Genomic DNA, 12,571 nt, shown 5'->3' on the forward strand with positions numbered 1-12,571 from the left:
TATCAGGCCGCGTGCAGGCTGCCGCCGTCCAGCCATTCGAGATCGGCCGGTGAAAGCGCGATGTCCAGCGCCCGCAGGCTGTCGTCGAGCTCACCCAGCGTGCGCGGCCCGATCAATGGAACCGACGGGAAAGGCTGGTTGAGCACATAGGCCAGAGCTATGTGGATCGGGCTCTTGCGCAGTCTGGCGGCGAGCTCGATTGCACGGTCGCGGCGGCCGAAATTGCGCTCCGAATACCAGACCCGCACCAGTTCCTCGCTGTCGCGCCGGTCGCGCCCGGCGCGGTCGGTGAAGAAGCCGCGACCCTGGCTCGACCAGGCGAAATTCGGCATCTGCCTGGATGTCAGCCAGGCCTTCCAGTCATCGGTGGACGAGGTGACGCAACCCGCCCAGATCGGCTCCAGCATTTCGGCCAGCGAAAAATTGTTGGAGAGCGCACCGGGCTTCTGCTTGCCGTTCTTCTCGGCATAGGCAATCGCCTCGTCCATGCGCTGCATCGTCCAGTTCGAGCCACCGAACGGGCCACGAATGCGACCTGCCTTCACCTCACGGTCCATGGCATCGACGAACTCGCCGACCGGCACGTCCGGATTGTCGCGATGCATGAAATAGATGTCGACATGGTCGGTCTGCAAGCGGTCGAGCGACTGGGCAAGCTGCTTGCCGATCACATCGGGATAGCAGAGCGGCGAATGCGCACCCTTGGCGATGATCACCGACTGCTCGCGCACGCCGCGGTTTTCCAACCACTCGCCAAGCAGCTTTTCGGTGTAGCCGGCGCCGTAGACAAAACCGGTGTCGAAGAGATTGCCGCCGGCCTCGAAAAAGGCATCGAGCAGGATCGAACCCGAGGAGAAGGTGCGGAAATCCTCGAAGCCGAGCGCCACCACGGACGCCGGTTTCGCCAGGCCCGGAATGGCGCGCTTGCCGATCGCGGTGCCGCTGGAGCGCAGAGGCCGGCCGGAGATGGTGTTGGTGCGCAGCGGCGCCTTTTCGATCTCGTATTCCAGCCCGACGGCAGCACGCCATCTGTCGAGCACGCGCAAGGTGCCGAGACTGTCGGCCCAGTCCATGCCCGGCCAGGCGAATTCCTGCCGCCCGGCAAGGATCGCCTCGCCGGCGCCATCGACCTCGAAGGAATAGACATGGCGCTTTTCGTCGACGCTGATCGTTTCGCGCGAGCCGTCGGCGCCGATCACGTCGATCCGGCCAAGGCCGACATCGCGATTTCCCCCGGCGAACCAGAAGTCCGGCACTTCGATGCGGCCCTTGGTGCCGAGGATGCGCAGCACATTGTCCTGGTTGAGCGAGATGCTGCAGGAGACCTCGGCGACAATGCCGCCGGGAAAATGCAGCAGCGCCGAGGCCCATTCGTCGACGCCGGACTGGCCAAGATGGGCGGTACCCACGACCTTGTCCGGCTCGGCAAAGGGAAGTCCTGTCGCCGCTCCGGCAATCAGCCGCGCCATGGAGACGGTATAGCCACCGACATCCAGTATGCCGCCGCCAGCGGAATCATTGGCGTACAGCCGATGCTCCGGCATGAAGCCCGGCATGGCAAAGCCGAAGCTCGATTTGATCATCCTGATCTCGCCGATGACGCCCGACTTGATCAGTTCCACAAGCTTCAGCGTCTGCGGATGCAGCCGGTACATGAAGGCTTCGCCAAGAAAGGTGCCGGCCTTGCGCGCGGCATGGATCATGGCATCGGCCTCGAAGGCGGTCAGCGCCAATGGCTTTTCGCACAGCACATGCTTGCCCGCTTCCGCCGCCTTGATCGCCCACTGCGCATGGCCGGGATGCGGTATCGCGATGTAGACGGCATCAATCTCCGGATCGGCAAGCAGCGCTTCATAACCGTCGACGATGCGGGCGCCGGGAAATTTCTCGGCAAGGCCCGGCTTGGCGGGGTTGCGCGCGCCGATGGCGACCAGTCTTCCGGTGCGCGAAGCGGCCACGCCGCCGGCAAAGGCAAGGGCGATGCTGCCCGGGCCGAGAATGCCCCAGCGAATGGGCGTGGTTGCGGTCATTGTCATTCTCCTTGAAGGCTGGAAGGGGCGGCTGGTCAGCGCAGCCGCAGCCCGTTTTCGTCGAACAGGTAGGATTTGCGAATGGAAACGGTGACCTCGGAGGTGGTGGGAACCTTCGCCGCGTCGCGCTGGATCACCACGTCTTCGCCATGGGCCGTTCGGGCGTAGAGAAAGCTCGTACCGCCGAGGTGCTCGACCACGTCGATGCCGACGACAAGATCGGTGTCGCTTTCTCCGGCATCGCCGAAATGTTCGGGCCGCACGCCGACGATGACTTTGCTTCCGATTTTGGGGCTTCCCAGCTCGGGTGCAGCGCCGGTCAGCGGCTGGGTGATACGGGTCTTCTCCTGGCCCGCCAGCTCGACCACAACACCACGCGCATCGTGCCCGACAATATGGGCCTTGATGAAGTTCATCTTCGGCGAGCCGACAAAACCGGCCACGAACTGGTTGTCGGGATCGTCGTAGAGATCGAGCGGCCGGCCGATCTGCTCGATATGGCCGGCGCGCAGCACGACGATGCGATCGGCCAGCGTCATCGCCTCGGTCTGGTCGTGCGTGACGTAGATCATGGTGGCGCCGAGTTCCTTGTGCAGGCGCGAAATCTCAACCCGCATCTGGACGCGCAGTTCGGCGTCGAGATTGGAGAGCGGCTCGTCGAACAGGAACACCTGCGGCTCGCGCACGATGGCGCGGCCGATGGCGACGCGCTGGCGCTGGCCGCCGGAGAGTTTTTTCGGACGCCGGTCCATCAATTCGCTGATGCGCAGGATCTCGGCCGCGCGCTTCACCCGCCGGTCGGTGTCCGCCTTCGGATTGCCGGTCATGCGCAGGCCGAAAGAGAGGTTCTGCTCGACGCTCATATGCGGATAGAGCGCGTAGGACTGGAAGACCATGGCGATGCCGCGATCGGCCGGCTCGACATCGTTGACCAGCTTGCCGCCGATGGCGATCTCGCCGCCGCTGATGTCCTCGAGCCCGGCGATCATCCTGAGCAGAGTAGACTTGCCGCAGCCGGAGGGGCCGACGAAGACAACGAACTCGCCATCCTTGATGTCGATGTTGGCGCCATGGACGACTTCGAAAGCGCCGAAACGCTTGACGACATTGTTGAGTGTAACGGTCGCCATGCTACCTCTTACTTGACTGCGCCGGCGGCGATGCCGGCGATGAAATGGCGCTGCAGGAGCACGAAGACGATGAGCATCGGCACGGTCAGCATCACGGCGCCCGCCATGATGCCGCCCCACGACACTTTGGTGAGGCCGATCAGCGTGCCGAGCGCCACCGGCGCCGTCATCGAACCGGGCTGGCTGTTGATCAAAAGCGGCCAGAGGTAGTTGTTCCAGGAGGCGAGGAACAGGATGATGGCAAGTGCCGCCAGCATCGGCCGCGCCAAAGGCAGCGCGACGAAGAGGAAGATGCGCCATTCCTTCACGCCTTCGACGCGAGCGGCGTCGAACAGATCATCCGGCATCATCGAAAAACTCTGACGCATGAACAGCACGCCGAGCGAATTGAACAGCGGCGGCACGATCAGCGCCACCCAGGTGTTGGCGAGCTGGAAGTCGCGCGCCACCATGATGAATTGCGGGATCAGCACCACGGCATAGGGCAGCGTGATGGTGCCGAAGATGATGCCGACGACCGCGCCCTTGCCGAAGAATTGGTAGCGCGCCAGCGCCCAGCCGGCCATCGAGGTCAGCAGCACCGACAGGACGGTGTAGGTCACCGCCACCGAAACGGAGATGCCGATGGCGCCGACGAAGTTGGTGTCGCGCTGCAGATTGTTGAAATTGTCGACGAAATTGCCGTGCGGCAAAAGCTCGATGCCGGGGCTGAAGATGCCGTTGTCGGGCATGGTCGAGAACACCACCATCATCCACAGCGGAAACAGCCAGATCAGCGCCAGCGGCGTCAGGAAGAGATGCAGTGCGATGCTGCGCCTGAGGCGGGCGGAGGAGAGCGAGCTCATTGCTTTTCCCTCGTCAGCCACAACTGGATCAGCGTGATGGCGATCGCCAGCCCCGCCATGGTGTAGGCGACGGCCGAGGCGTAGCCGAAATTGAGCGACCGGAACCCCTGGCGGTAGAGCAGCAGGCCGAGCGTCTCGGTGCCGCCTCCCGGTCCGCCGCGCTCGGTGATCAGGAAGGGCTCGGTGAACAGCTGCATGGTGCCGATGATCGACAGCACCAGGCAAAACACGATGACCGGCTTCAAGAGCGGCAAGGTTATGTAGAAGAATTGCTTGAGCTTGCTGACGCGGTCGAGCGTCGCCGCTTCGTAGACATCCTCTGGGATGGATTGCATGCCGGCGAGCAGGATGATGGCGTTGTAGCCGGCCCAGCGCCAGGTGACCGCGATCATGATCAGCGCCATGGCCGGCGTGACGTTGGAGAACCAGTCGATCTTGGGCAACCCGATGCTGTTCAGGAGCTTGTTGACGATGCCGAAATCGAGGCTGAACATCAGCCGGAACACCGCCGAATAGGCGACCTCTCCGACGACGACGGGAGCGAAGAAGGCGAAGCGGTAGAGCCCCCTCGCCTTCAAGAGCGGCGAATTCAAAAGCACCGCCATCACCATGGCCAGCGCGATCATCACCGGCACCTGGATGACGAGGATGAGCAGCGTGTTCTTCAGCGCGTTGAAAAAGGCCGGATCGCCGATCAGCCGGCCCCAGTTGAAGCCGGGCGCGAAACGCCAGGGCACGGTACGTGTCGCCTGGAACGAGATCATGAACGAGGAGATGATCGGCCACACCCAGAAGACGGAAAAGATCAGCAGATAGGGCGCGAGGAAACGATACGCCGTGGCGTTGCGGTTGCGCATCTTCCTCCTCCTCCATCATATCAGGTGTTTCAGACAAGCTCGCAGGCGGAGGGTCCGGGCGGCACGAGCCGTCCCGGACCCCGTCCCTGGGAGGTTATGATTTGACCGGCAATCCGGTCGCCGCGGCAATCTGTTTTGCGGCGTCGTCGAGTGCGGCCTTGGCGTCGGGATAGCCGCCGCCCAGATATTTGGTCTGCACCGCGCGAACGATGATTTCGGCATCGCTCTGGAACTGCGTGCCGCGGCTGGGAACGACCTTGGGCAAAGTGCCCAGAATATCCTTCCACACCGCCTGGCCACCCCAGTAGGGCAGGCCTTGGCTGACGTAGGGATCGTCAAGCGCCGAGACCAGCGAGGGCACGAGGCCAAACTCCTTCAGCATGGTGATCTGGCCTTCATTGGTTCCGAGCGTGTATTTCAGGTACTCGTAGGCCGCTTCCTTGTTCTTCGAGGCCGAAGTGATGGCCAGCGACGAGCCGCCGAGATTGGCCGCGCGCGGACCGTCTGATGTGAGGCTCGGCATCAGATAGACGCCCCATTTGCCGTTTTCGCCAGCCGATTCGGTGCGGATGGTGCCTTCATACCAGCCACCATAGATTTGGGTGGCGACGGTGCCGGCCGTGTTGTTGGTGATCTTGGTGCCCCAGTCGGCGGACGAGACGACGCCGGCGTCCTTCATCTCCTTGACCTTGGTCATGGCGTCGACGCATTTGGGCTCGCTGACCGTGATCGACTGGCCATCCTCGGCGAAATAGGCGCAGCCCTGCTCGTTGGAGATCATGCGGAAGAGTTCCGTGTCGCCGTTGAAATCGGCGTTGGTCATCGAGACACCCGGATTGGCGGCCTGGATCTTCTTGCCGGCGGCGATGAAATCGTCCCAGGTCTTGATCGATGCCGGATCGACGCCGGCCTTCTCGTAAAAGTCGCGGCGATAGAAGGCGGCGACCGGGCCGGAATCCCACGGCATGGCATAGGCCTTGTCGCCGACCTCGAGCTCGGTGCGTTTGAAATCGGGGAATTTCTTCTGGTCCTCGGCGCTGTAACCAAGCGTGTGCAGGTCGACGAAGCAGTCGGGGAACTGGCTCCAGTAATTCTCGGCCTCGCCGTTCTCGATAGTGACGATGTCGGGCAGGCCGACGCCACCGGCGGCACAACCGGCGATCGACTTGTCGTAGGTCGGCTGGTTGCCGAGATCCTGAACCGTGACCTTGATGTCGGGATGCAGCTTGTTGAAGCCGGCAACCGTCGCCTTCAGCGAAGAAGCGGCGACATTCCAGCTCCAGATGGTGATTTCGCCGGACTGCGCAAAGGCCGGGGCTGAGCCCAGGGCAAGCGCTAGCGCGGCGCATGTCAGTGTGATGCGCATTGAAATCCTCCCATTTCATTTGCTCTCTCTGCGAGCCTGGCTAGACTAGGCGGCGCGGAAGGCTTGTCGCCGACAAAGGGAATACGGAATTGGCGGAAAGTAAGATGCCGGAACGGCCGTTTTACCAACCAGGCGCCAGCAGCGTGGAAGGCCTGCCGCTGCTCCTGCAGATGTTTCACACCGCTCCGCTGGTGATGCTCAAGCCACACTGGCATGCCCAGGTCGAGGTGAATTTCATCGTCCGCGGCAGCGTGCACTACCGCATGAACGACCACGAGATTTCGCTTTCGGCCGGCGAGATGTGCTTCTTCTGGGGCGGCCTGCCACACCAGATGGACGATCTCAGCGACGACGCCATCTATGCCGGCGCGCATCTGCCGCTGGTGCATTTCTTCCGGCTGCATCTGCCGGCTGACATCCGCCACCGGCTGATGACCGGCGCGACGTTGGTGACGAACTCCACCGATCAATCCGACAACGACAATTTCGCGCGCTGGAACCGCTACGCCCGCTCGGGCGATCCGGCCAAGGCCGAGCACGCCGTCAACGAACTTCTGCTGCGTCTGGAGCGGGTGCGGTTCGAGCCTTACCAGCTGGTGCCCGAAACGGCGGCCGGGCAGGAAGCCGGCAGCCCCTTCGACCAGCAATCGTCGCGCAATGTCGGGCGCATGTGCGATTTCATCGCCGAGAATTTCCTCTACGACATCGACTGCGTGAACATAGCGGCGGCGGCCGACATCCATCCCAAATACGCCATGAGCCTGTTCAAGAAATCGACCGGCATGACGCTCAACGAATATGTCAACCTTCTGCGGCTGAGCTACGCGCAGGCGCTTTTGATGCATCAGGACGCCAATGTGCTGCGCGTTGCCATGGACTCCGGCTTCGGCTCGCTCAGCGCCTTCAACAAGTCGTTCCGCAAGCTGGCCGGCATGACGCCGTCGGATTTCCGCAAGGGTCTGCCAAGCGCCAGGTAGAAGCGATGACCGACTGCCGCTTGCCCGTGGACGCGAGCGCATTGCGGCATCTCGATCGTCGGCTCAGGACGGATCCCGGCAGTTGCAGCGCGCCATGGCGGCGCCGGGACAGAGGCCAAAGGGCCGAAAGGGGCCAGCCCGCGCGCCATTGTGGCGATGAAAGCGCCTGATGAAGCCAGCCTTTCCACAGCCTCTCTTTTCCTGCCGGAAATCACCACCTAGGCGCTGGACAGGCCGAATTCCCGTGCTATAACCCACGCGCTTTCAAGGGGCGCCCCACGGCGCCTTGATGAAATCCGGTTGACGCAATTTCGTTTGCCGGAACAGGCCCAGATAGCTCAGTTGGTAGAGCAGCGGACTGAAAATCCGCGTGTCGGTGGTTCGAATCCGCCTCTGGGCACCATCTTCCTCCTGATCACATTCAAACGCTTGCTCCGAATATGTGATCAGCACCCCTCCACACCATTCGTGATCGGTCGTCGTCGGAACCAACGCGATCATCAGCGGTTAACGAAGCGAAGGGACCGCAACCAATGGGAGCGGAACAATGGACCTGCTGGATATGGAAGTGGCCAGGGCACGGCAGAGTGTCGGCCGGGCAAAACTGGATCTCGAACGCGCCGAAGAGCTGCTCGAAGACGAGTGCGGCGTTGGCATCAGCTTGGCGTTATGCGGCCGGATACGGTCCGCTCAACGTCGGGTAAGCGAGGCCAAACGGCGGATGGTGAAGATCTACCCGCCAGCCCACAAGGCTTCTGCACGATGATCGCGATCCGCTCGGAGGTCGCCAGGCACGGCGAGGTATATCGCGCCGCCAGGCTGGAGCATTTGGCCAGGCAGATGATGCGCCACATCGAGCGCACCGACGCCTCGGCGCAGGAAGTCGAGCAAGCGCTGGCAAAGCTGGCTGAGGCAAACATGGCCGAGCGGCATTAGGCGTAGCGCAATTGGCGGCGGCCCGACTGTCAACCTTCTCCCTAGAACCCGATTGCCGCCGATTCCTCCGAACCATCGCCCATAGTCTGCCGAAACAACTTTGCTCTCACTGGGCCACATCGGGATTCAATTTGCTTGGCGCCCCCTCAACCGTAGGGCAAACTTCCTGTGGGGCTGCAGGAGGTGAAATGAGAGCACGTGCAGCGACGCTCGGGGATCTCGAGGACGTCTTTCATGGCCTGTCCAAGCGGATGTCGGACGAATACGCGGCGGCCGGCAAGGACAGCAAGATCGCCTACGACAATCTGATGATGAATTTGAAGGAAGGCCGGGCGCACGCGCTCGTCGAGGGCGAGAAGGCTGTGGCGATCATCGCCTGGCATGAGAACAGCGATGCCGCCGACACGCTGTTTGCCGCGCAGGAGGATTTCTTCCGCGCCTCGACCGTGCGCTTCTGCAAGCGGCACATCAGGCATATCCAGGCGCTCGCCGGCAATCTCCCCATCCACTCGCGCAGCTGGCTGCAGGGGCCTGACGTCGCCAGATGGTTCGGCATTATCGGCTATGTCGAGAGCGGCCAGGAAAACGGCGCCAATCTGTTCGAACTGCCACCAGCGCCCGCCAGCTAAGGACCCGGGTTGGCGAGAGGGGTTCCTCCTTGCCGTATACGCCTGATGACCTCGCCATCGCCCGTGTAAAATTCGTCGATGCGGGTTACCTCCTCGGCTCCAGGCGCTTTAACCCGGTGGCCTTGCGAATTGCACACTCGGCCGTCTTATGGACTGCCTCAGCAAGCGGCTTGCGCAGGGCGACGATTGGCGGGATGTTACTGGGGGCAACCGGGGCCAAACCGGCAGGCCGAGATCGATTAGGCTGCTGGAAGATGTCGCGAGCTTGCTTCGCCTTTCTTACCTTTGTTGGCTTGCTGACGCCGGTTGAGGCAAGCGAGCGCATGTCTCATCTGCTTGACCGCTCCAACCTGCCGATCGCCTATTTTCGCGAATCGGATCTTGTGACCGCATACACGACCGCAATGGCGCGCTTCCGTCTGCAGCTCACAGGGCGTCGCAGCGAAACCAATCTTGCGGTCCCTCTCGAACCATCGCTTTTGCGGGCGGAATTCCGTGCGCGGACATGGCGCTCGGCGGACGGCAGCTTGTTGCAAGGTTTCGCCGGCAAGGGCGGCTTCCGGTTGACTATCGGTAACTGCCTGGCGCGAATCTGCGCCGCCAGCGAATGCAGCGATGCCGGTTGGCCGGTTTACGCCTGCAGCGACGGACGCAAGCGCAAGATTTCTGTCAGGGACTTTGTGACGGCAAGCTTCGATGGCGTCCCTTATCGTCGATTGAGCGCCCCTCCTTCACAGGAATGATGGCGCGAGGCCTGTTGATCTACCGCCCGAAGATGGCTTTCAACAGCGGCAGTCTGAAGCGGCCACTCGAGGGGCGTGGTGCTGCTTCTTTCGTAATCCCGCGGCGCTTCTCCTGCGCGATGGACTCCAGTTCCCGGAACAATCCAGCGTCATAGAAACGAAAGGCCTCGACTTTTCGGAACGCCTTGACACCGGCATTCGCGGTCCACTCCTCGCCGCCTTGCTTGGTGACAGCGACGTGGGTTTCGTTCTTCACGATTTGCACCAGGCGCCCTTCATCCGGTGTCTCGTCTGGCGCAAAGAACGGGATGACGCGTCTCATGGTCCCTTGCGGGTCGGAGACAAAATCTTCGTACCCCACCAACAGGCGCTCGAATTTAGCCCGAGTGTCCACCCACTTTGTCATGAAGGCAGCCCATCCATCGCTTCGGATGAGTGCGAATTCCTTAAAGCTTTCCTTCGTGTCCTGCCCGCCGTCTAGGAGGTACAGTTCAAAGTCCGATACGGTTCCGGGCATGAACGACCGATGCTGGACCAGATAAGGAACATCCGGCAGGATCCGCCCCGATAGATCGAAATCATGGTTCTTCGAGAATTTGACCCCAGGCCGGATGCACGGGAAGGTGCGGCAACAATCTGGATTATCAGTGGGGTAAAACAGGCAGTAATTGAAATCGTTGCCGAAATAGCTCAGGGCAAGCCGATGCATCAGGTGATGTCCGCTGCGTGGCCAGCTTATGCCGGCGACGTATCTGATTTTCACTTTGGATGATCCCCGAGTCTTCCCTCTTTTGATATCGATCTAGCTAGCTGGCGAACTCGGAGAAGTCTACCGACTTTGACGGGTACCTACTGACTTGGGACCATTGTCCGGTGGAATTCGCCAGGGTCGGATCAACACCCCTGTGCGATCTCCAAACTGCCGGTCCGCCCTGTCGAAAACGTCAGCCGGCTTGGCGGACCATTTGAGGCTCACTGCCGTTGATTTCCAGACGCTTCCTGCGACTATCGGCATGTGCGCTGCGGCAGATGAAGGTCGAAACAATGCATTACGACTATCCCGATCATGTCTTCGTCGACCTCGTGCCCGAGCAGTTTGGTCCGTTGGACACCACCGTGGCGCGATATCGCGGGCTTGTCGCCACTGCCTTTCGCTACCGAACCGGCGTTGCCGGTCTTCGCATCAGCAATGCGAAGGGCGAAATCGTCATGCTGCCGTTCCAGGGGCAGCAGATTTGGGACGCAATGTTCCTCAACCGCTCGCTGACCATGCGTTCGATGTTCGACGAGCCGGTTGCGACCCGGGACTATCTGTCCAACTACGGCGCGTTTTTCCTTCACTGTGGCGCCACGGCGATGGGGAATCCGGGTCCGGACGACCACCACCCGCTGCACGGCGACCTGCCCAATGCACCCTATGGGGATGTCCAGCTAATCATCGGGGACAATGCCGAAGGGCCGTTCATGGCCCTGACCGGACGCTGTCGCCAAACTGTCGCCTTCAGCCACGACTATGTGACGCAACCGACCGTGCGGCTGCAGCACGACGCCACCGGCGTTGCCGTCGACATCGCCATCACCAATCTGAAACGCTCTGCCATGGAGCTGATGTATCTGGCGCACATCAATTTCAGGCCGGCGGATGACGGCCGTCTGGTCGACAGCGTTGTCGATGATGACGCGGACATCGTTGTGCGCCAGGTGCTGCCACCCTTTTTCACACCAAGCGAAAGCTACCTTGCCTATCGCGACGCCATTGTCGCCGATCCGTCGCGCCATCGCACGCTGACCAAGAACGAGCCGATCGACCCCGAACTCGTGCTGACGATGAAAGCCAAGGCGGACGCCGAAGGCTGGGCACATGCCTTGCAGGTCCATCCGGACCAGACAGCGGATTTCGTCAGCTTTCGTCCATCCGAGCTCAACTATGCCGTTCGCTGGATCACGCGCGGCGCCGATCAGGATGCGCTCGGCCTCGTGCTGCCGGCAACCGCCGAACCCGATGGCTATCTCGCGGCCAAGGAAAGAGGCCGCCTGGTTCGCGTCGCCGCTGGGGAAACATTCCACTGCGGCTTGCGCTTTGGCGCGATGATGGCTGAGGAGGCCGCAAGGCAGGAACAGTTGATTTCAGAGATTCGGACCGGGGTTGCCTAGCGTTCATCCCTGACCGCGAAGGCCGCCTGCACCGCGCGGTTGACCGTCACCGGCAGGATCGACATGTGGTTTTCGCCGGCATGGAGCTCGAAGCTCGCGCGCACCCCAGGTAATGCACCAAGGCGCTCGGCCATCGCCCGCGCGAATTCGTCGGTGCGTGTCAGTTTTTTCTGCTGGAGGCGCTTTTCCTCGTCATCGGCGCCGATCTGGAACGGCGCCAGCTTCTCGGTCTCGTATTCGCCGGCCGACAGGATCACATCCGCCGTCAGGCCATCGGGGACAGAAGCCTCGAAAGCTTCGAGGAAGCGGTCGATGGCGCGGTCTTCCCAATAGATGGCGGGGCTGGCGGCGATGAAGGTGCGGAACGAATGCGGGCGCGTGAACAAGGCGTAGAGCGCGAACAGGCCGCCGAAGGAATGGCCGTAAAGCGTCTGGCGTTTCTCATCGATCCGGGCCAGGCCAGCGACCCAGGGTTTCAGTTCTTCCTCGATGAAGGCTAGAAAATCCCCTGCCCCGCCGGTCCTGACTTCCGATGTGCCCTCGTAGAAGGGCGGATAGGTCTTGCCCGGCGGCGGGCCAAGGTCCCACGAGCGGCGCAGCGGATCATAGGCGCCCGCGACGGGATAGCCGATGGCGACGATGACACCCCAACCGACATTGGTGCCCAGGGGATAGAAGGCCTGTGCACGCATGGCGTCGACCGCCGTGCCGATGACGGCATTACCGTCGGTCATATAGAGCACCGGCCAACCGGCCTCGGGCTCCGGTCCTGAAGGCACATACAGGAACACCCGCCAGGGAGCGCCGCCATCGGCTGGAACGAAGTCATGCACGGTGGTGTCGGCGATCAAGGCGGGCGATGCCTTCGGTGGGGCGGTCATGGCACTCTCCGGGAAACAAAAAT

At 62.1% G+C, this 12,571-nt stretch carries 13 protein-coding genes and 1 tRNA gene; 7 read left to right on the forward strand and 7 right to left on the reverse strand.

The features are described 5' to 3' along the window. Positions 1-2 precede the first annotated feature (2 nt). The 5 genes from AC1D05_RS31320 to AC1D05_RS31340 all read right to left on the reverse strand — a co-directional run bounded on the left by AC1D05_RS31320 (position 3) and on the right by AC1D05_RS31340 (position 6,228). Complete coding sequence (locus tag AC1D05_RS31320) at positions 3-2,030, reverse strand: aldo/keto reductase (protein WP_477446223.1); 2,028 nt, start codon at positions 2,028-2,030, stop codon at positions 3-5. Between the two features lie 35 nt (positions 2,031-2,065). After that, positions 2,066-3,160, reverse strand: coding sequence for an ABC transporter ATP-binding protein (locus tag AC1D05_RS31325; protein ID WP_477446225.1), 1,095 nt, complete (start codon positions 3,158-3,160; stop codon positions 2,066-2,068). Between the two features lie 8 nt (positions 3,161-3,168). After that, the gene (locus tag AC1D05_RS31330) at positions 3,169-4,005 is read right to left on the reverse strand and encodes a carbohydrate ABC transporter permease (RefSeq protein ID WP_477446227.1); all 837 of its coding nucleotides are present in this window, start codon (positions 4,003-4,005) and stop codon (positions 3,169-3,171) included. Next, the gene (locus tag AC1D05_RS31335; protein ID WP_477446229.1) at positions 4,002-4,862 is read right to left on the reverse strand and encodes a carbohydrate ABC transporter permease; all 861 of its coding nucleotides are present in this window, start codon (positions 4,860-4,862) and stop codon (positions 4,002-4,004) included. Before AC1D05_RS31335 ends, AC1D05_RS31330 begins: the two co-directional genes overlap by 4 nt. Positions 4,863-4,956: 94 nt before the next feature. Beyond that, entirely contained in the window at positions 4,957-6,228 is a 1,272-nt protein-coding gene (locus AC1D05_RS31340) for an extracellular solute-binding protein (protein ID WP_477446231.1), read from the reverse strand. Positions 6,229-6,332: 104 nt separating this feature from the next. On the opposite strand from AC1D05_RS31340, the gene AC1D05_RS31345 reads away from it, so the two are divergent. The 6 genes from AC1D05_RS31345 to AC1D05_RS31370 all read left to right on the forward strand — a co-directional run bounded on the left by AC1D05_RS31345 (position 6,333) and on the right by AC1D05_RS31370 (position 9,513). Beyond that, complete coding sequence (locus AC1D05_RS31345; protein ID WP_477446233.1) at positions 6,333-7,205, forward strand: helix-turn-helix domain-containing protein; 873 nt, start codon at positions 6,333-6,335, stop codon at positions 7,203-7,205. Between the two features lie 327 nt (positions 7,206-7,532). After that, positions 7,533-7,608, forward strand: a tRNA-Phe gene (locus tag AC1D05_RS31350). Positions 7,609-7,752: 144 nt separating this feature from the next. After that, positions 7,753-7,971, forward strand: coding sequence for a hypothetical protein (locus AC1D05_RS31355; RefSeq protein WP_477446235.1), 219 nt, complete (start codon positions 7,753-7,755; stop codon positions 7,969-7,971). After that, positions 7,968-8,141 (forward strand): hypothetical protein, encoded by a 174-nt coding sequence (locus tag AC1D05_RS31360; protein WP_477446237.1) that lies wholly within the window; start codon positions 7,968-7,970, stop codon positions 8,139-8,141. Before AC1D05_RS31355 ends, AC1D05_RS31360 begins: the two co-directional genes overlap by 4 nt. A gap of 188 nt (positions 8,142-8,329) precedes the next feature. Continuing rightward, positions 8,330-8,770, forward strand: a complete 441-nt coding sequence (locus AC1D05_RS31365; protein WP_477446239.1) for a hypothetical protein — start codon at positions 8,330-8,332, stop codon at positions 8,768-8,770. A gap of 29 nt (positions 8,771-8,799) precedes the next feature. Beyond that, positions 8,800-9,513, forward strand: a complete 714-nt coding sequence (locus AC1D05_RS31370; RefSeq protein ID WP_477446241.1) for a hypothetical protein — start codon at positions 8,800-8,802, stop codon at positions 9,511-9,513. Between the two features lie 19 nt (positions 9,514-9,532). Here AC1D05_RS31370 and AC1D05_RS31375 read toward each other — a convergent pair whose 3' ends face one another. Then, positions 9,533-10,276 (reverse strand): hypothetical protein, encoded by a 744-nt coding sequence (locus tag AC1D05_RS31375; RefSeq protein WP_477446243.1) that lies wholly within the window; start codon positions 10,274-10,276, stop codon positions 9,533-9,535. A gap of 266 nt (positions 10,277-10,542) precedes the next feature. On the opposite strand from AC1D05_RS31375, the gene AC1D05_RS31380 reads away from it, so the two are divergent. After that, a complete protein-coding gene (locus AC1D05_RS31380; RefSeq protein ID WP_477446245.1) occupies positions 10,543-11,667 on the forward strand; it encodes a DUF4432 family protein in 1,125 nt (374 codons plus the stop codon). Here AC1D05_RS31380 and AC1D05_RS31385 read toward each other — a convergent pair. After that, positions 11,664-12,548 carry an alpha/beta hydrolase gene (locus AC1D05_RS31385; protein ID WP_477446247.1) on the reverse strand — a complete coding sequence of 295 codons (885 nt, stop codon included), beginning with the start codon at positions 12,546-12,548 and terminating at the stop codon, positions 11,664-11,666. The two genes, AC1D05_RS31380 and AC1D05_RS31385, sit on opposite strands and share 4 nt — an antisense overlap. Positions 12,549-12,571 lie beyond the last annotated feature (23 nt).

It is taken from the genome of Mesorhizobium sp. P2_E9 (genome assembly GCF_056403815.1).

What these genes read in the sequence shown, in the direction of transcription:
- AC1D05_RS31320 (WP_477446223.1), bottom strand. Translation starts at nt 2,030, where the DNA reads ATGACCGCAACCACGCCCATTCGCTGGGGCATTCTCGGCCCGGGCAGC.
- AC1D05_RS31325 (WP_477446225.1), bottom strand. Translation starts at nt 3,160, where the DNA reads ATGGCGACCGTTACACTCAACAATGTCGTCAAGCGTTTCGGCGCTTTC.
- AC1D05_RS31330 (WP_477446227.1), bottom strand. Translation starts at nt 4,005, where the DNA reads ATGAGCTCGCTCTCCTCCGCCCGCCTCAGGCGCAGCATCGCACTGCAT.
- AC1D05_RS31335 (WP_477446229.1), bottom strand. Translation starts at nt 4,862, where the DNA reads ATGCGCAACCGCAACGCCACGGCGTATCGTTTCCTCGCGCCCTATCTG.
- AC1D05_RS31340 (WP_477446231.1), bottom strand. Translation starts at nt 6,228, where the DNA reads ATGCGCATCACACTGACATGCGCCGCGCTAGCGCTTGCCCTGGGCTCA.
- AC1D05_RS31345 (WP_477446233.1), top strand. Translation starts at nt 6,333, where the DNA reads ATGCCGGAACGGCCGTTTTACCAACCAGGCGCCAGCAGCGTGGAAGGC.
- AC1D05_RS31355 (WP_477446235.1), top strand. Translation starts at nt 7,753, where the DNA reads ATGGACCTGCTGGATATGGAAGTGGCCAGGGCACGGCAGAGTGTCGGC.
- AC1D05_RS31360 (WP_477446237.1), top strand. Translation starts at nt 7,968, where the DNA reads ATGATCGCGATCCGCTCGGAGGTCGCCAGGCACGGCGAGGTATATCGC.
- AC1D05_RS31365 (WP_477446239.1), top strand. Translation starts at nt 8,330, where the DNA reads ATGAGAGCACGTGCAGCGACGCTCGGGGATCTCGAGGACGTCTTTCAT.
- AC1D05_RS31380 (WP_477446245.1), top strand. Translation starts at nt 10,543, where the DNA reads ATGAAGGTCGAAACAATGCATTACGACTATCCCGATCATGTCTTCGTC.
- AC1D05_RS31385 (WP_477446247.1), bottom strand. Translation starts at nt 12,548, where the DNA reads ATGACCGCCCCACCGAAGGCATCGCCCGCCTTGATCGCCGACACCACC.